The following is a 14,901-nucleotide window of genomic DNA, read 5'->3' as shown; positions in this document are numbered from 1 at the left end:
ACTCGGCGATTTTATACTAAATAATTTATAGCCAATTTTTTACATAAAATCAGTAAATTGCAGAGAAGCTTTCTATAAAGCTATTTCTCTTTAAAATACACTGTTGAAAATCAGAACTTAACGTTTAATTAAATGTCTAAATTTATGAAACTAAAAAACAGAATTCTTCCTGCCCTACTTGCTTTTACATTATTAATAACTGAAACTGTATTGCCTTGTACGAGAGTGGTTTATGAAGGTTTAAACGGAACAATTATTACTGCACGTTCTATGGATTGGAAAGGTGAAATTCCGGCCAATTTGTGGATCTTTCCTCGTGGAATTGAAAGAGCCGGAGAAGTTGGAACCAGTTCTATCAAATGGAAATCTAAATATGGAAGTGTAATTACAAGTTCGTGGGATATTGCCTCTTCTGATGGAATGAACGAAAAAGGACTTGTAGGCAATCTTTTGTGGCTTGTAGAATCTCAATATCCTGCATTTGAAAAAAATGGAAAAGTAAAAGGTTTGGCGGTTTCGTTATGGCTCCAATATGTTTTAGATAATTTTTCGACAGTTGCAGAAACGGTATCAGCATTAGAAAAGAACGATTTTGTGATTACTTCTTCTCATATTCCAGGAACTAACATTTTTGCTACTGTACATTTATCTATTTCTGATTCTAGTGGAGACAATGCTATTTTCGAATATATAAACGGCAAACTGGTTATTCATCATGACAGAAAGTATGTAACGATGACTAATTCTCCAATTTTTGATCAGCAATTGGCAATTAACGCGTATTGGAAAGGAATTCCTGGCACTATTATGCTTCCGGAACCAATCGTGCGGCTGATCGTTTTGTAAGAGCTTCTTATTATATCGATGCCATTCCGAAAACAGATAACACTAGAACAGCTTTGGCAAGTGTTTTTGGAGTAATTAGAAACTGTTCTGTTCCGCTAGGAATTTCGTCTGAAACCGAACCGAACATCTCCTCTACTCGCTGGAGAACAGTTGCTGACCAAAAAAACTTGGTTTATTATTTTGATAATGTTCTGAATCCAAATGTGATTTGGGTTGAATTCAGTAAAATTGATTTTAGTGAAAAAGGGAAAATCAAGAAATTAAGTTTGGCTAATAATGAGAATTATGCAGGCGATTCACTACTAAATTTCAAGGAAACAAAGCCTTTTCAGTTTGCAGGACTTGATTAAGGTTAATCAAAAATACAGTTAAACCCTTCAAATTGAAAAGTTTGAAGGGTTTGTTTTTTGAAAATAAATCAAAAAAAATATTGCGCAGTCAAATGACTTCATTATATTTGCAGTCAAATAACTGCATAATGGAAATTAGAAGAGACGTTTTTCAAGCAATAGCCGATCCTACTCGAAGAGCTATTTTAAGTTTGGTTGCCATTCAGGCTATGACTCCTGGGGCAATTGCCGAGAATTTTAATTCGTCAAGACAGACGATTTCAAAGCATATTCAAATTCTAAGCGAATGTGAATTGTTGCATCAAACACAAAACGGTAGAGAAATTTATTATCATTTAAATCCAGAAAAAATGAAAGAAATTGACAAATTCATCGAGCCATTTAGAAAAATTTGGGATGATCGTTTTAATAAGTTAGAATCAATTATGAAAAACTATAAAAAATAAACTATGGAAAAGAAAACCAAAATTCACGCTGAAGACGACCGACATGATCTTGTAATTACAAGAGAATTTGATTTGCCTGTAGAATTATTATTTAAAGCTTATGAAGATCCTGAAATTGTAGCGCAATGGATGGGAACAAAAGTTCTGAAGCTTGAAAATAAAAAATATGGAGGATGGGAGTTTGAAACTAGTGATGCCAACGGTAATGTAGTTTTTAAAGCTAATGGCGTGATTCATGATTTTGTTCCAAATCAAAAAATAGTACGCACGTTTGAAATGGAAAATATCAATTTTGCACCTCAATTGGAGTTTTTAGAGTTTGAAAAACTAACAGATGATACCAGTAGATTAACGATGCAGATTATTTACAAATCAATTGAGCATAGAGCCACACAATTAAAAATGCCATTTGCGCAAGGATTAAATATGGCGCATAATAGATTAGAAGAAATTGTAACTAAACTTAAATAAAGTAATCATGACAAAACGTAATAAAATTATTTATTGGATTGCCACACTTTGGCTGGCTTTAGGAATGACTTCTACAGGAATCGTACAGCTTATACCAATGAAAGAAGAAGTTGAAATGATACAGCGTTTGGGTTATCCACTTTATTTCTTGACTCTTTTAGGCGTTTGGAAACTTTTGGGTGTAATTGCTATTTTAATTCCTAAATTCGGTTTATTGAAAGAATGGGCTTATGCAGGCTTCTTTTTTGCGATGTCTGGAGCTGTTGTTTCGCATTTGGCTGTAAAAGAAGATGCTTCAACACTTTTCGGACCAATATTATTAATTGTTCTTACTGTAGTTTCTTGGTATTTTAGACCAGAAAGCAGAAGATGTACTTCTAACTAAAAAGTCAAAATCATGAAAAAACAACTGACAGCAAACCAACAAGAAGAACTTTTAAGCATTCTTGAAAAACGTTTTGAGAAAAATAAAAGTAGACATGAAAATTTAGATTGGTCAAAAATAGAAATCAAATTAAAGTCCAATCCGTCAAAGTTATGGTCGCTTGATGAAATGGAAAGAACGGAAGGCGAACCAGATGTTGTTGGCTATGATCAAAAAACGGATGAATATTTGTTTATAGATTGTTCTGCAGAGAGTCCAAAAGGACGCAGAAGCATTTGCTATGATCATGAAGCGTTGGAAAAAAGAAAAGAACACAAACCTGCAGACAGCGCTATAAATATGGCACAAGAAATGGGAATAGAAATTTTAAATGAAGAACAATATAAAGATTTGCAAAAGCTAGGAAAATTTGATGCCAAAACTTCAAGCTGGATTTTAACTCCATCAGAAATACGAAAATTGGGAGGAGCAATTTTTTCAGATTTCAGATATAATACGGTTTTTGTATATCATAATGGTGCCGATTCTTATTATGCTTGCTAGAGGTTTTCGCGGTTTGTTAAGAATTTAAAATTAAAGTCCTTCAAGTAATTTGAAGGACTTTTTTTATTCTCTTAAAATTTTTTCCATTTTTTTGCCTTTAGCAATTTCATCAATTAATTTATCTAGATATCGTATTTTTTGAATTAAAGGATCTTCAATCTCTTCTACTCGATATCCGCAGATAACACCAGTGATTTTGGATGCATTCGGATTGATTTCTGGAGCTTCGGCAAAGAAGGTTTCAAAATCTACTTTCTTTTCAATTTGTGCTTTAATTTGCTCGTCACTATATCCTGTAAGCCATTTGATTACGATATCTAATTCTTCTTTTGTTCCTCCTTTTTTTTCGACTTTTTGAATGTATAAAGGATAAACGCTAGAAAATAGTATTTTGTAAATTCTTTCTGTTTTCATTGTAGTATCATTTTGCTAGAAATGCAGTTATGTAAATATAAATCAAAAGCTGTTAGAATAAAAATACAAACAATATTTAATACCTTAGAGTTTCAAAAAGTCAAGGAATTTTTAAAAGTTATTTCTATGGAAAATCAAGATAATAAAACACCTAAAGTAATCGGAATTGGCGGCATCTTCTTTTATTCGGATAATCCAAAAGAAACAAAAGATTGGTACGCTAAAAATCTAGGATTTGATATAAATGCGTGGGGCTCTTCAAGCTTTGATTCGAGAGATTTAGATAATCCAGACCAAATAAATTCGGCGCAATGGAGTCCGTTTCCAAAAGGAGATGATTACTTTTTACCTTCAAAAAAGGATTTTATGATCAATTATCGTGTGCAGAACATTGAAGGTTTGGTGGAACAATTAAAAGAAAATGGCGTGACAATTTTAGACAATATAGAAACTTACGATTATGGTAAATTTGTTCATATTATGGACGCTGAAGGCAATAAAATCGAGCTTTGGGAATCTCGTTGAGTTAACGAATGATGGGATTTAATTAGACATTCTTTTAAAATGTCAAATATCTAAAAATACTTAAAATTATATGTTTAATACATTAGTTAAAATCAATTGCCATTCAAAAAATAAATTCTTAAAACTAATTGCGAGCAATTTGCTAGAGAAATTTTATTGTTGCGAAATAAACTGTGTGGAAATGGACAAAAGCGTTTTGTTTGCACATCACGGCCGTGGATGCACCATTGTAGCGACTAAAATTTGTGAGAATGTTGTCATATTTCAAAACGTATCTATCGGAGCAAATTTAAAATACTATAAAATTAGTAAGGAATGGGAGAATATTGGCAACCCGATTATTGCTAAAAATGTTATTATTGCCGATGGTGCCAAAATTTTAGGACCAATCGCAATTGGAGAAAATTCGGTTATTGGTGCGGGTTCTATTATTACAAAAGACATTCCGCCAAATAGTGTAGCTTTTGGAGTAAATAAATTTAAACCAAAAGACGAAAACTATGATTTAATATTTAACTCCAATATGATTCATTTTCAGAAAATGATAGAAGCCAATAAAAATTTGATTACAGCGTTTAACAAACAAAATGGCGTCATTTAATAAAACAAAAAGCCTCTATTAGAAATAATAGAGGCTTTTTGTTTAAATAGAATTTTAATTCCAAATTTCATTCATTTCTGTTAAAATAATTGGCTTTCCTTCTGTTACCACAATAGTATGTTCGTGTTGCGCCATAAAACCGCCTTTGTTTCCAACCATTGTCCAACCATCTTTTAAGGTTTCGGCATATGTAGAACTGGTAGAAATGAAAGTTTCAATTGCTACAACAGAATTCTTCTTAAATCTTGTTTGATTAAAACGGTCTCTATAATTGGCAATTTCATGCGGCGCTTCATGAAGACTTCTTCCTACTCCATGCCCTGTTAGGTTTTTAATTACTTTGTAACCACGTTTTTTAGCTTCTGTTTCAATCAGAAAACCAATATCAGAAATACGAACGCCGCCTTTTATATTGTGAATGGCTTTATGCAAAATATCTCTAGAAGCTTCCACTAACTTTTGATGCTCATTTATATCATTACCAATTACAAAAGAACCTCCGTTATCTGACCAAAATCCATCCAATTCAGCAGAAACATCAATATTAATTAAATCACCTTCTTGCAAAATTCTTTTTTCAGAAGGAATTCCGTGGCAAAATTCATTGTCAACACTAATGCAAGTCCAACCTGGAAAACCGTAAGTTAAATATGGCGCAGATTTCGCTCCTAAATCATTTAAAATTTGTCCTCCGTAATCGTCTAATTCTTTTGTCGATATTCCAGGTTTGGCAAATTTTCTCATTTCTTTTAAAGTAAAAGCTACAGCTTCACTTATTTTTTTCATTCCTGCTAATTCTGCTTCGGTTGTAATAGACATTGTTTTGTTTCTTAATATTAATAACGGTCTAAATTTACTACTTTTCTACAAGATGAATCGTTATTAAAATGCTAAAAACCTTCCAAAATCAATGACTTTGGAAGGTTTTTAACTTTTTACCAAGGACTTTCCTCGCTTTCGTCTTCAATATCGTTGCTGAAGAATTTTCCAGTTGGTCCATTTTCATCCAATAAAGTATGTTTTATAATGAAACTTGCTTGCACTTTCAACACTTCGGGGCCATTATGATGATTAAAATCGGTTGCTGTGTAACCTGGATCAATTGAGTTTACTTTGAATGGAAGATCTTTTAATTCGTAAGCTAAAGTCACTGTAAATGCATTTAAAGCAGTTTTAGAAGAGACATATGAAATTGCTTTTATCGAATAATATTTCCAAGTTGGATCACTGTGTAAAGTGAGAGAACCAAGTCCTGATGTAATATTGCTAATTCTTGGATTTTCAGATCTTTTTAGCAAATCAAGAAATGCTTGCGTTACAGTTATCACTCCGAAGAAATTCGTGTCAAAAACTTTTTGAATGTTTTCTATAGAAGTTGCCGAAGGACTTTGCGGAATATCTCCTAAAATTCCGGCATTATTAATCAGAATATCCAATTTACCTTTTTCTTTTTCAACGATGTTTTTTGCTTCTAAAACACTTTCTGCATTGGTAACATCAATTTGAATAGCTTTAATGTTTTGGAATCCTTTTTTGTTCAATTCTTTTACTACTTCTTCTCCTTTTGCAAGATCACGCGTTCCTAAATAAACAAATAATCCTTTTTCTGAAAGCTGTTTAGTAGTTTCTAAACCAATGCTCCTATTTGCACCTGTAATTAATACTGTTTTCATTTTTTATATTTTTAAATTATCTGAAGCAAAGTTCCACCGATTAAAAACAAAAACATTTGCCATATGGCAAAAAGCGATTTTTAACGAATATTTTTTCTGATTCTGCTTAAAGAGGATTGTGTTATTCCGAGATAGGAAGCCAAATACGAAAGCGGAACTCGATTAATTACTTTTGGAAACATTTCCATAAAAGATAAATAACGAGTTGTAGCATCTTCTGAAACCAAGGGACTTCTTCTAGCCACTTTCTGAATTAATGCTTTCGAAATGATTTTATGCACAATCGTGTCCCAACCAACAATTGTGTCTAGTAATTCTTGCCAATTGGCTTTAGAAAACACAATAATTTTGCAATCTGTAACCGCTTGTACATAAGCAGACGAGCAAATATTATTGTCAAAACTTTCTAAATCTACCACTAGATTATTTTCGTCAATAAAGTATTTTGTGATTTCCTCTCCTTTGTTATTGTAGTAGCAAACGCGCATTATTCCTTCTATAATGAAGCCAACTTCAGTGACTATTTTTCCAGCTTCAGAAAAATATTCTTCTTTTTTGATTTCTTTTTCTTTGGCCTGCGTTAAAATCAAATCAATCTGTTGCTGATTTAAATTGCCAAATTGCAATATATAATTTACTAATTCTTTCATACACGAAAGTTAGGCATAAGTTTTTATTGAGAATTTGCCATATGACAAAAAAACTACATTCCCGGCCAGTACAGAAAATTAAATTTATGCCCGTCTGGATCTGAAAAACCAAAGGTATAACCAACTTCAAAATTTTCAGGTTCTGAGAAAATGGTTCCGTTGATTTCTTTTATTTTATTGTACCAAAGATCAACTTCCTCTACACTACTTGCAGACAAAGAAAATACAATTTCGTTGTCTACAGCTGTGTTAGAGAGTTTTCCTCTTATGGCATTTTCTAATCTTTTTGGTGTGAAAAAGTTAATTACAAAATCATTTTCTCCAAAAACAAAACTTACCAATTCTTTCGTTTCTTGTCCGTTTTGCTTAAAACCGAGAGCGGTGTAAAATTGAATTGTTTTCTGTATATCGCTCGAAACCAAGTTGGCCCATATCATTTTAGTTTTCATAAGCTTAGGTTTTTATTGATAACTAAATTAATCAATTAATTTGGCAAACACTTGATTTAATTCTTTTTAAGAACCTTAAAAAGCAATTCCAAACTGAAAACCTACAGTAAAACTAGCAGGATGATCATTTCCAAAACGAACGGGCAATGGCACAGCAAGGTAATAACTACAGCTTGTATTTTTTATAATTGTTTTATTGAAAACAGGCGTAAAACCATATCTTCCACCACTTTCAAAAGCAGCTCGTCCAGCAAATGTGTAGCCTTTTCCTAAAGCGACCAAAACGCCTGGATGGAATAGCAAATTGGTCACTTTGCTTGTTCCTTGATCTTCTTTTATATTGGGAACGACTTCAAATGAGAATCCGATTTTTTCGTTTTTCCAGATATTTATTCCAGTAGGAAAACCAACAGCATAATAATCTCTAAAATTTACAGTAGTTTCATCTTCATTAATAGTGACTATTGGATGCATAATACCAAAATATCCCCCTATTTTAGGATATGTAGTTTGAGAAAAAGACGTAAAACCAATAAGTAGCACTGTAAAAAATAAAATCCGTTTAAATAACATTGTTTCTAGTTTTTGATTTGATAAACAAAGCTATGAGCATTGGTTTTCAAAAAATAGAATTCAATTTACCTTTTGTATCTGGTTTACTTTTTTGTTTTTTTCTATAAGAAGAAGGATTTTTTCCCGTATAAAGTTTGAAAATTCTCGTAAAATGACTTTGATCTGAAAATCCTGTCATATAAGCTATTTCGGTTAAGGTATGAGACGAATTTTCGATAAGAATGATTGCTTTTTCAATACGAAGTTTTCTAACATATTCACCAAAATTTAAATCTTCAAAATGTTTAGAAAATTCTCGAGATAAATAGGAAGGATTCAAATTAAGTTCGTTTGAAATTTTCTTTAAATCAAAAGTAAATTGTGTGTCTATTTGATCTTGAATGATATTCTTTAAATCTTTAACCCAAGAAGGCGTTTTTCCAGAAGTTTTTTTGTCTTTAATAAACTTGTTATAAACTTCATGCAATAATTTCTCAAACGGACTATTCTGTAAATGATTCTGCTGATACAAATGTGTTGCCCAGCTATACAAAGCATCATAAAGAATCATGCCTTGTTCTAAAAGCTCATAATCATCTTTAATGTTATAAGCTAACCCAGAAGAAATTGCCCAAAGTCCAGCCGATTCTTTCGAAATTTGATGTCGGTCAGTATCTGCGCCGCGTACAATTCCTGCAATAATCTTAATTGCTGGATCTTTAATTTCATATTTTTTGACTATATAATCAAAAGTGCTTTCTTCATTATAATGAGTAAACTCAACATTTGGAATATCAAACGGAATAGCTTCAAGTTCCTTTGCTTTGGTTATAACGTCATCAAAAGGAACATAAATAAATTCAGATTCAAGATCGACAAACTTTCGAATCAGCCAAGGACAGGCAATTCGATCTATTTTGGGTCTCTCTCTGGTAATCCATTTCATTTTGATGTAGTTTTTTGGATTTGTTTCTTAAAAATATTAGCTAAGCTACATTTATTTGATAAGCTATCAAAAACTGAATTTTAAATTTTAGAATTTCTTTTATGTCTGAATTAGAAGGACATAAAAAAATGTTTCAGAAAGTTTATAATTAATTACTAAAGATCAGATAATTTCCTTGTAAGGTTTTTCTATATTAGCTAAAATTAAAATATTTTACACCAAATGATCTTAGCTTTTGACACTTATTATTTTGACCAAAAAGCAAAAACAATTTGTCTTGAATTTGCAGAATGGAATGAAGACAAAAACTTTAAAATTCATTCTGAAACAATAAACAATGTAGAAGAATACATTCCTGGAGAGTTCTATAAAAGAGAGCTACCTTGTATTTTGAGCTTATTAAAACAAATTGATTTGTCGACTGTTGATGTTATTGTAGTTGACGGATTTGTTTATTTAAACGATGAAAACAAATATGGTTTAGGCGGCTATTTGTATGAAAAACTAAATAAAGAAATTCCAATTATTGGTGTTGCAAAAACCAATTTTGCTTCTATAGAAAAGAATAAAAAAGCACTTTTTAGAGGTGATAGCAAGAAACCGCTATATATCACTTCTATCGGAATTGATTTGGAAGAAGCATATAAAAAAGTAGAGAGTATGGCGGGAGAATTTAGATTTCCTACTCTGTTGAAAGAATTGGATAGGTTGAGTAAGGAGAATGTTTAATTAAATTGAACTAAAAAAAATAACCTTTTATTTAAATGATTATATTTTCTACTCTTATTATACTTTTTGGTATTACGCTTATTGCATTTTATGCAATAAAAAATAATGAAAACCCAAATAAAAATCATACCGTTCTTCGAAGCTATAATTTTTTAGAAGATAAAAATGAAAGTAACTTTCCAAGCAATCTTGTAGATCTGGAATATTTATTTAACGATTTTCGAGACTATACTGATTTAATTGTTACAATTTATTTTGATAAAAATAATAGAAAAATATATCAATTAGTATCACTGGACTATTCATATCACTTATTAATTTATGATGAACAGTTTAATCTTTTAAAAGATATTAATCTTAAACTTCTCCATTCTCCTGAAGTGACTAGAAGTGCTATTATAGAGACATTTTTAGAGCATGACCAAAATTTTATAATATTATGCCTGATTGATAGTGATAACATCTATTATTATCATTTTAATTCTGAAGGGGTTAATATTTATAAAAAACATTTTGCTAGAGCAAAGAACCAAATATTCCTGATTTATCATAAAGAAAATGAGTTTGTTACAATTTTAGATGAATACTATACGCATAATCCCATTAAAGTATATTGGATAAAAGAGGATACTTCTTTTGAGTTTTTATTAAGTGATGATGAATTATATCCCGAAAAAGAATGGTCTGGTTATGAATATATTGAATCAGTAACAAAAACTAATATTGCTAATCAATTTGCTTTTATAACTCATCACGCAAACTATGGAGTTCAAGGCGTTAAAATTTTTAAATTTAATGAGTCAAATAATATTGATTTGCTTTATGATATGGACGATCTTGAGTTTAATGGAGCTTTTCATAATTTATGCTTTAATTCAAAAGGAGATCGGTTTGTAGTATTACTTTATACAAACGATAAATTTTACACTGACAGTTTTTCTATTTTAGAGTATTCCATTTTAGATAATGAAAAACCATCTAGAATAATCAAAACTAAGTTTGCTTATTTAGGATTTGGCACATTATATACTCATTATATTACTGATAGATTGATTTGTGTTATAAGAAATTTTGATATAATAATTTACGATTTAGAATTTGAACAATTAAAACAAACGCTAAAAAGAGATTTAGATTCTGCATTTTATGCTGGCTGTAATATTTTAATTTACCAATATAAAAATGAATTGAAACTCTTGTCATATTAACACTTTAAAAATCACATTTAGTCGTAAAATAATTTCTTTCTAAGTAAAAAAAAACTCATCAAGCAAATTGAGGAGTTTTTTTATTATATTACTTGATTCGAACTCAAAAACCGATGATATTCATTTATTTTAAGTTTCAATCGGTTTGCTAAATATTCGTTTCCTTCTTTTAGTTCATTATGAATGATTTCTGCTTCAGTAATGTAATATAGTTTTTTGTCATCATTCCAATAAAAAGGCGGTTGGTATAGATTTGAAATTCTGTCAGCCATTTTTACTGCCCAAACTTCTTTAGGCTGTTGTTTGATTCTTCTTAAACTGTCTATCATTTTTTCAGAAGAATCTTCGATTTTATCGTTTTTTGTTAAAGCAAGTACTCCAGAAGCTACATCATTTCCAAACAGTTCCATTATTTTTTCGTATTTTATTTCTGTATCTTCTATCGTATCATGAAGCATCGCACATTTAATGGCTAAATCAGCATTCATGTTTTCTGTAAATCGAAGAGCATTTAGAACTTCAAAAACAACACTTCCAATATGATTAAGATATTCTACTCTATCGCCTTCATTAAATCCACCATATTTTTGTCCATCATGAAGTTTCGAAACCAGTTTCCAAACATTCTGAATTTCATCTATTGACCAGTCTTTTTGTTGTTCCATAATTTTAATTTTGATTGAATGTAATATATTGCTTTTTATGATAATCTGCAATAGTTGCATGAAGCTTTATTTTATAAATATTAAAATATTAGTAAGAGGATTTCGCTTATATTAGCGTATATAAATAGTAAGTTATTCAATGCAAGAAATTCTAGAAATTAAAGAATTAAATACTGAGGATATAAAATTTCTTAAACGAAAATTGAAAAAAGGATATATTTTGTTAGTTCTTTTAGCTCTCTTTTCTATAGTTCTGCCAATTTATCTAATTTATTTAGCTGTACAAAAGCAAGACAATGAAGACAAAGGATTTGCTATTTTGATGATATTGGTAGTTTTTGGTTTCTGGATCTATATTACCATCCAAGCATTGATAACGGTTTTAGAAAGAAAACGAGGTTTGTTTTTTCAAAAAAAGATAGAGGGAAATGTGAAAGTTTTAAAAAAAGAGATTGTAACTCATGAAGGTTATGATTCGGATACAATTTCTCATGAAATAACAATTTATTCTCCAATTGAAGAGAAATACAGAAACGTTTCTATTTATGAAAGAGACTACCAGAAAATCGAAACTGGAGATTTTATAAGTATTACTTATTTTACAATGAATACTTCTATAAAAGCGTTAATTTTTAAGGATAAAAATTTAAAATACAAGTCTTTTACCACGCAAAGAAATGTTTTATAAATTTAAAAACCAGATTTGAATTACCCGACGGTAGAAAAAGATATTTAGGGAGTTCTGGTTATGAATATTTTGATGAACAATAGAGAATTAAACGAAATATTTTATGAAAGATTTTAGTCCGGACGATTTTCCAAAAAACCTGAATGATCAGGAAATAGAATTATTGGCCCAACTTGTTGAAAAAAATCCAATATCCGATTTGTGGAAACAGATTGCTGTTAATTTAACTTCCGATCAAAAAGTTAGAATCAATAAAAGGATTGAGATTAATAATTATTCAAAATCACAAAAAGTATCCTCTTTTCATCAAAAATCTATGGAAAATGAAGAATGGGAAAAGTTGGTTAAAGAGAAAGAGCTAGAAAAATATCGTGGTAACATGGTTAAATTTGGATTATGGCCAGATGATTTTGATAAAAACAAATAAGATCAAAGCAAACCAAAATTTGCTGTAATAAGTGCTCCGAAAAATCAATCTTCCTGCGTAATGGATAAACCAATTATCGAAAATTTAAAAATTTTATCAGAGTGTTTCAATCACAAATCTGATACTTTCTCGAATTCAATCATTTTTGTGAATGAAGTAAATAAAATTAGCGTTCAGCTCGAAGATGAAACGAATTTTAGAATTACGTATAATCTGCATTTTGATAAAAAAACGCTTTTGGTGCCAGAGGAAACGGTTTATCATTTTTGCTTGAGTTTATTTAAAAGGAAATATGATGATGTAGAACTGCCTTTTAGTATCAAAAAAACAATAGAAATCGGCGAATGGTTTAAAACTGAGAAAGAAGAATCTGTAAACATCATTAGCGCGATTGAGAAAGAACTCGATTATAATTATAGATTAAAACATTTATTTCTAGAAAGTGCCCGATTTGAAATAACGTATTGTAACGGTTTGCTAATTCTAGAAGATAAAGAAAAAGAATATTTTTCTAATGTGTTTAATTTTAGAAAAATACAGATAACTCCTTTAAAGAAACCCCATGAAGCTTAAATTTATTATTCTATTTGCTATAATTTACATTAAAGTTCCTGTTTTTGGACAAAGTAATTTCTCAGACAATCCTTTAGATGCAGTATTTGAAACTAAAGATTCAGATAATTTCTGGATAGCTTTTGACAAAATGGACAAATCAAAAGAGAATCCATTTGTGGAGTACATTCAAAAAGGTTCTCCTGGAGTTAAAGCTTTTACTGAAAACAGAATTATTAATGCTGACTCTCTTTTTACAGTTGTAAAAAAAGAAAATTAGATTATGAGTCTTCGAGAAATGTTTTAGATGGTCTTTCTTCTAAAGAAAAGCGAGTGAGAGCTATTTACAGCTCATTAAAATATTGGTATCCAAAAGCAAAATTTCCTCCTATTTATTTTGTTTACGGAAGATTTAATTCAGGCGGAACCTCTGCTCCTGAAGGAGTTATTATTGGAATTGAAAAGCTTCAAAATCTAGATGGAATTTCGGGCTTAATTGCGCACGAACTAATACATTATCAGCAAAACATAACAGGTAAAGACATGCTCTTAAAATGGTGTTTGATGGAAGGTGGTGCAGATTTTATTGGCGAACTTATTTCTGGAGAATCAATTAATCAGTTTTCGTATAAATATGGAGCGCAAAACCAAAATAAATTGTGCCAAGAATTTGTAACAAGATTAAAAAATACCGATTATCAAGATTGGTTGTATGGAACTTCAAATAAAGATGACAGACCAAATGATTTAGGATATTGGATTGGATATAAAATAATTGAATCTTATTTTAATAAACAAAAAGACAAGCAAAAGGCAATAGATGATATATTGAATATAAAAGATCCATTACAATTTTTAAAAGAAAGCGGATTTTTAAATACTGATATCGAAAAGTATCAAAAAGCGAAAAAAGAAAGTCTTGATTCATTTTTTAAATAAAGAAATTCACAAGTATTATTTGCTTTCATAAAATCTAAAAATGAACATATTAAGAATATTTGACCAGACATTTACCGAACGAAAATTTGTATTTTTCATTCTATTCGAATTGCTAAACCATCCTGAATTTGAAGAATTAATGCCTTTAGAATATAATACACTATTATCTGAATTTAACGAAAAGCTCAGATATGGCAGTTTTAACGAATTAAATTTAAACATCGTTCTGAATCAGGAGAACAAAGCTTCATTCATAAAAATATTTGAGTCAATTAATTCTAACAGATTTAATTTAGTGTCTAATGATTTTAATCAAGTATTACAATCAAAATTGTTCTTAAATCAAGATCGCAAGAAAATTGGACGAATAATCTATGAGCAACTTGAAAATAAGATTTATGTAACAGATATTTTTAATGCAATTTTAAACGGATTAAAATTCGAAACCCTTTATGAGCCTAGCATTGTAAGTGCAGGCGAATTGCTTGGAGATTGGATTTCGCTTAAAGAAACTGGTCAGTTAAGAATCAATTACAATATGACAGATTGGATGCCAATTGGTTCTAAAATAGAACTGAAAATTGAGCCGTTTAATGATGAAATTTACAAATTTATCTGTTTAACAACTGTAATGGATTATAACACAAAAGAAACTTTTTTGATAACCGTTCTTGAAACGAATGTTCAGATAAAAAATGGCTTTTTTTATCATTTTCATTTTCAGACCAATGAACTTATATACAAAAAGCCAATATATGAATTTGAAAATGATAGGTTTAAAACTACAATCAATCAATATGATTTTGTTTTTAAAAGGAAAAAAGCAATCAGTAATTAAAGTC

The 14,901-nt window shown here is 30.1% G+C and carries 21 protein-coding genes and 2 pseudogenes; 15 read left to right on the top strand and 8 right to left on the bottom strand.

Annotated features, from left to right (window positions below; genetic code table 11):
• Nucleotides 1–132: 132 nt before the first annotated feature.
• From P5P87_RS04075 to P5P87_RS04055, 5 genes and pseudogenes are all read left to right on the top strand, one after another.
• Nucleotides 133–1,196, top strand: a pseudogene (locus P5P87_RS04075) (linear amide C-N hydrolase).
• 128 nt (nucleotides 1,197–1,324) lie between these two features.
• A complete protein-coding gene (locus P5P87_RS04070) occupies nucleotides 1,325–1,642 on the top strand; it encodes an ArsR/SmtB family transcription factor (protein WP_278021658.1) in 318 nt (105 codons plus the stop codon).
• Between the two features lie 3 nt (nucleotides 1,643–1,645).
• The gene (locus tag P5P87_RS04065; protein ID WP_278021657.1) at nucleotides 1,646–2,113 is read left to right on the top strand and encodes an SRPBCC domain-containing protein; all 468 of its coding nucleotides are present in this window, start codon (nucleotides 1,646–1,648) and stop codon (nucleotides 2,111–2,113) included.
• 7 nt (nucleotides 2,114–2,120) lie between these two features.
• Complete coding sequence (locus P5P87_RS04060; RefSeq protein ID WP_278021656.1) at nucleotides 2,121–2,498, top strand: DoxX family protein; 378 nt, start codon at nucleotides 2,121–2,123, stop codon at nucleotides 2,496–2,498.
• Between the two features lie 12 nt (nucleotides 2,499–2,510).
• Nucleotides 2,511–3,069 (top strand): annotated as a pseudogene (locus P5P87_RS04055) (DUF4256 domain-containing protein).
• 35 nt (nucleotides 3,070–3,104) lie between these two features.
• Here the strand turns inward: P5P87_RS04055 and P5P87_RS04050 are convergent.
• Entirely contained in the window at nucleotides 3,105–3,455 is a 351-nt protein-coding gene (locus tag P5P87_RS04050) for a DUF2200 domain-containing protein (RefSeq protein WP_278021655.1), read from the bottom strand.
• Between the two features lie 126 nt (nucleotides 3,456–3,581).
• On the opposite strand from P5P87_RS04050, the gene P5P87_RS04045 reads away from it, so the two are divergent.
• Both P5P87_RS04045 and P5P87_RS04040 read left to right on the top strand, forming a co-directional pair.
• On the top strand, nucleotides 3,582–3,980 hold the full coding sequence (locus P5P87_RS04045; RefSeq protein ID WP_278021654.1) for a VOC family protein: 399 nt from the start codon (nucleotides 3,582–3,584) through the stop codon (nucleotides 3,978–3,980).
• A 181-nt stretch (nucleotides 3,981–4,161) separates the two neighbouring features.
• Nucleotides 4,162–4,581, top strand: a complete 420-nt coding sequence (locus P5P87_RS04040; protein ID WP_278021653.1) for a serine O-acetyltransferase — start codon at nucleotides 4,162–4,164, stop codon at nucleotides 4,579–4,581.
• Nucleotides 4,582–4,635: 54 nt separating this feature from the next.
• Here the strand turns inward: P5P87_RS04040 and map are convergent, their stop codons facing one another.
• From map to P5P87_RS04010, 6 genes are all read right to left on the bottom strand, one after another.
• Nucleotides 4,636–5,400, bottom strand: coding sequence for a type I methionyl aminopeptidase (map, locus tag P5P87_RS04035; RefSeq protein WP_198855639.1), 765 nt, complete (start codon nucleotides 5,398–5,400; stop codon nucleotides 4,636–4,638).
• A 116-nt stretch (nucleotides 5,401–5,516) separates the two neighbouring features.
• A complete protein-coding gene (locus P5P87_RS04030) occupies nucleotides 5,517–6,254 on the bottom strand; it encodes an SDR family NAD(P)-dependent oxidoreductase (protein ID WP_278021652.1) in 738 nt (245 codons plus the stop codon).
• Between the two features lie 80 nt (nucleotides 6,255–6,334).
• A complete protein-coding gene (locus P5P87_RS04025; protein WP_278021651.1) occupies nucleotides 6,335–6,904 on the bottom strand; it encodes a Crp/Fnr family transcriptional regulator in 570 nt (189 codons plus the stop codon).
• Nucleotides 6,905–6,957: 53 nt separating this feature from the next.
• The gene (locus P5P87_RS04020; RefSeq protein ID WP_278021650.1) at nucleotides 6,958–7,353 is read right to left on the bottom strand and encodes a VOC family protein; all 396 of its coding nucleotides are present in this window, start codon (nucleotides 7,351–7,353) and stop codon (nucleotides 6,958–6,960) included.
• A gap of 75 nt (nucleotides 7,354–7,428) precedes the next feature.
• Nucleotides 7,429–7,926 (bottom strand): hypothetical protein, encoded by a 498-nt coding sequence (locus P5P87_RS04015; protein ID WP_278021649.1) that lies wholly within the window; start codon nucleotides 7,924–7,926, stop codon nucleotides 7,429–7,431.
• A 46-nt stretch (nucleotides 7,927–7,972) separates the two neighbouring features.
• Nucleotides 7,973–8,851: a chromate resistance protein ChrB domain-containing protein gene (locus tag P5P87_RS04010; RefSeq protein ID WP_278021648.1), complete on the bottom strand. Its 879-nt coding sequence runs from the start codon at nucleotides 8,849–8,851 to the stop codon at nucleotides 7,973–7,975.
• Between the two features lie 222 nt (nucleotides 8,852–9,073).
• Between P5P87_RS04010 and P5P87_RS04005 the strand changes: the two genes are divergently transcribed.
• Both P5P87_RS04005 and P5P87_RS04000 read left to right on the top strand, forming a co-directional pair.
• Nucleotides 9,074–9,580, top strand: a complete 507-nt coding sequence (locus P5P87_RS04005) for an endonuclease V (protein ID WP_278021647.1) — start codon at nucleotides 9,074–9,076, stop codon at nucleotides 9,578–9,580.
• Nucleotides 9,581–9,615: 35 nt separating this feature from the next.
• Entirely contained in the window at nucleotides 9,616–10,788 is a 1,173-nt protein-coding gene (locus tag P5P87_RS04000; RefSeq protein ID WP_278021646.1) for a hypothetical protein, read from the top strand.
• 83 nt (nucleotides 10,789–10,871) lie between these two features.
• On the opposite strand, the gene P5P87_RS03995 is transcribed toward P5P87_RS04000, so the two are convergent.
• Nucleotides 10,872–11,453 (bottom strand): HD domain-containing protein, encoded by a 582-nt coding sequence (locus tag P5P87_RS03995; protein ID WP_278021645.1) that lies wholly within the window; start codon nucleotides 11,451–11,453, stop codon nucleotides 10,872–10,874.
• Between the two features lie 139 nt (nucleotides 11,454–11,592).
• Between P5P87_RS03995 and P5P87_RS03990 the strand changes: the two genes are divergently transcribed.
• The 6 genes from P5P87_RS03990 (at nucleotide 11,593) to P5P87_RS03965 (ending at nucleotide 14,897) form a co-directional block, all read left to right on the top strand.
• Nucleotides 11,593–12,141: a hypothetical protein gene (locus tag P5P87_RS03990; protein WP_278021644.1), complete on the top strand. Its 549-nt coding sequence runs from the start codon at nucleotides 11,593–11,595 to the stop codon at nucleotides 12,139–12,141.
• A gap of 103 nt (nucleotides 12,142–12,244) precedes the next feature.
• Nucleotides 12,245–12,568 (top strand): hypothetical protein, encoded by a 324-nt coding sequence (locus tag P5P87_RS03985; protein ID WP_278021643.1) that lies wholly within the window; start codon nucleotides 12,245–12,247, stop codon nucleotides 12,566–12,568.
• A gap of 60 nt (nucleotides 12,569–12,628) precedes the next feature.
• Nucleotides 12,629–13,141: a hypothetical protein gene (locus tag P5P87_RS03980; protein ID WP_278021642.1), complete on the top strand. Its 513-nt coding sequence runs from the start codon at nucleotides 12,629–12,631 to the stop codon at nucleotides 13,139–13,141.
• Complete coding sequence (locus tag P5P87_RS03975) at nucleotides 13,131–13,400, top strand: hypothetical protein (RefSeq protein WP_278021641.1); 270 nt, start codon at nucleotides 13,131–13,133, stop codon at nucleotides 13,398–13,400. The genes P5P87_RS03980 and P5P87_RS03975 overlap by 11 nt, the downstream gene beginning before the upstream one ends.
• Nucleotides 13,401–13,453: 53 nt before the next feature.
• Nucleotides 13,454–14,059 (top strand): DUF2268 domain-containing putative Zn-dependent protease, encoded by a 606-nt coding sequence (locus P5P87_RS03970; RefSeq protein ID WP_278021640.1) that lies wholly within the window; start codon nucleotides 13,454–13,456, stop codon nucleotides 14,057–14,059.
• Nucleotides 14,060–14,099: 40 nt separating this feature from the next.
• Nucleotides 14,100–14,897, top strand: coding sequence for a hypothetical protein (locus tag P5P87_RS03965; protein WP_198855625.1), 798 nt, complete (start codon nucleotides 14,100–14,102; stop codon nucleotides 14,895–14,897).
• Nucleotides 14,898–14,901: the final 4 nt, after the last annotated feature.

Source organism: Flavobacterium ginsengisoli (genome assembly GCF_029625315.1).
GTDB lineage: Bacteria > Bacteroidota > Bacteroidia > Flavobacteriales > Flavobacteriaceae > Flavobacterium > Flavobacterium ginsengisoli.
This window is presented reverse-complemented; position numbering and strand designations above follow the sequence as displayed.

Coding starts and splice junctions, on each gene's coding strand:
- P5P87_RS04040 (WP_278021653.1), top strand. CDS start 4,162: ATGGACAAAAGCGTTTTGTTTGCACATCACGGCCGTGGATGCACCATT.
- P5P87_RS04045 (WP_278021654.1), top strand. CDS start 3,582: ATGGAAAATCAAGATAATAAAACACCTAAAGTAATCGGAATTGGCGGC.
- P5P87_RS04060 (WP_278021656.1), top strand. CDS start 2,121: ATGACAAAACGTAATAAAATTATTTATTGGATTGCCACACTTTGGCTG.
- P5P87_RS03990 (WP_278021644.1), top strand. CDS start 11,593: ATGCAAGAAATTCTAGAAATTAAAGAATTAAATACTGAGGATATAAAA.
- P5P87_RS03965 (WP_198855625.1), top strand. CDS start 14,100: ATGAACATATTAAGAATATTTGACCAGACATTTACCGAACGAAAATTT.
- P5P87_RS03980 (WP_278021642.1), top strand. CDS start 12,629: ATGGATAAACCAATTATCGAAAATTTAAAAATTTTATCAGAGTGTTTC.
- P5P87_RS04050 (WP_278021655.1), bottom strand. CDS start 3,455: ATGAAAACAGAAAGAATTTACAAAATACTATTTTCTAGCGTTTATCCT.
- map (WP_198855639.1), bottom strand. CDS start 5,400: ATGTCTATTACAACCGAAGCAGAATTAGCAGGAATGAAAAAAATAAGT.
- P5P87_RS04070 (WP_278021658.1), top strand. CDS start 1,325: ATGGAAATTAGAAGAGACGTTTTTCAAGCAATAGCCGATCCTACTCGA.
- P5P87_RS04030 (WP_278021652.1), bottom strand. CDS start 6,254: ATGAAAACAGTATTAATTACAGGTGCAAATAGGAGCATTGGTTTAGAA.
- P5P87_RS04000 (WP_278021646.1), top strand. CDS start 9,616: ATGATTATATTTTCTACTCTTATTATACTTTTTGGTATTACGCTTATT.
- P5P87_RS04010 (WP_278021648.1), bottom strand. CDS start 8,851: ATGAAATGGATTACCAGAGAGAGACCCAAAATAGATCGAATTGCCTGT.
- P5P87_RS03985 (WP_278021643.1), top strand. CDS start 12,245: ATGAAAGATTTTAGTCCGGACGATTTTCCAAAAAACCTGAATGATCAG.
- P5P87_RS04065 (WP_278021657.1), top strand. CDS start 1,646: ATGGAAAAGAAAACCAAAATTCACGCTGAAGACGACCGACATGATCTT.
- P5P87_RS03975 (WP_278021641.1), top strand. CDS start 13,131: ATGAAGCTTAAATTTATTATTCTATTTGCTATAATTTACATTAAAGTT.
- P5P87_RS04020 (WP_278021650.1), bottom strand. CDS start 7,353: ATGAAAACTAAAATGATATGGGCCAACTTGGTTTCGAGCGATATACAG.
- P5P87_RS04025 (WP_278021651.1), bottom strand. CDS start 6,904: ATGAAAGAATTAGTAAATTATATATTGCAATTTGGCAATTTAAATCAG.
- P5P87_RS04005 (WP_278021647.1), top strand. CDS start 9,074: ATGATCTTAGCTTTTGACACTTATTATTTTGACCAAAAAGCAAAAACA.
- P5P87_RS03995 (WP_278021645.1), bottom strand. CDS start 11,453: ATGGAACAACAAAAAGACTGGTCAATAGATGAAATTCAGAATGTTTGG.
- P5P87_RS04015 (WP_278021649.1), bottom strand. CDS start 7,926: ATGTTATTTAAACGGATTTTATTTTTTACAGTGCTACTTATTGGTTTT.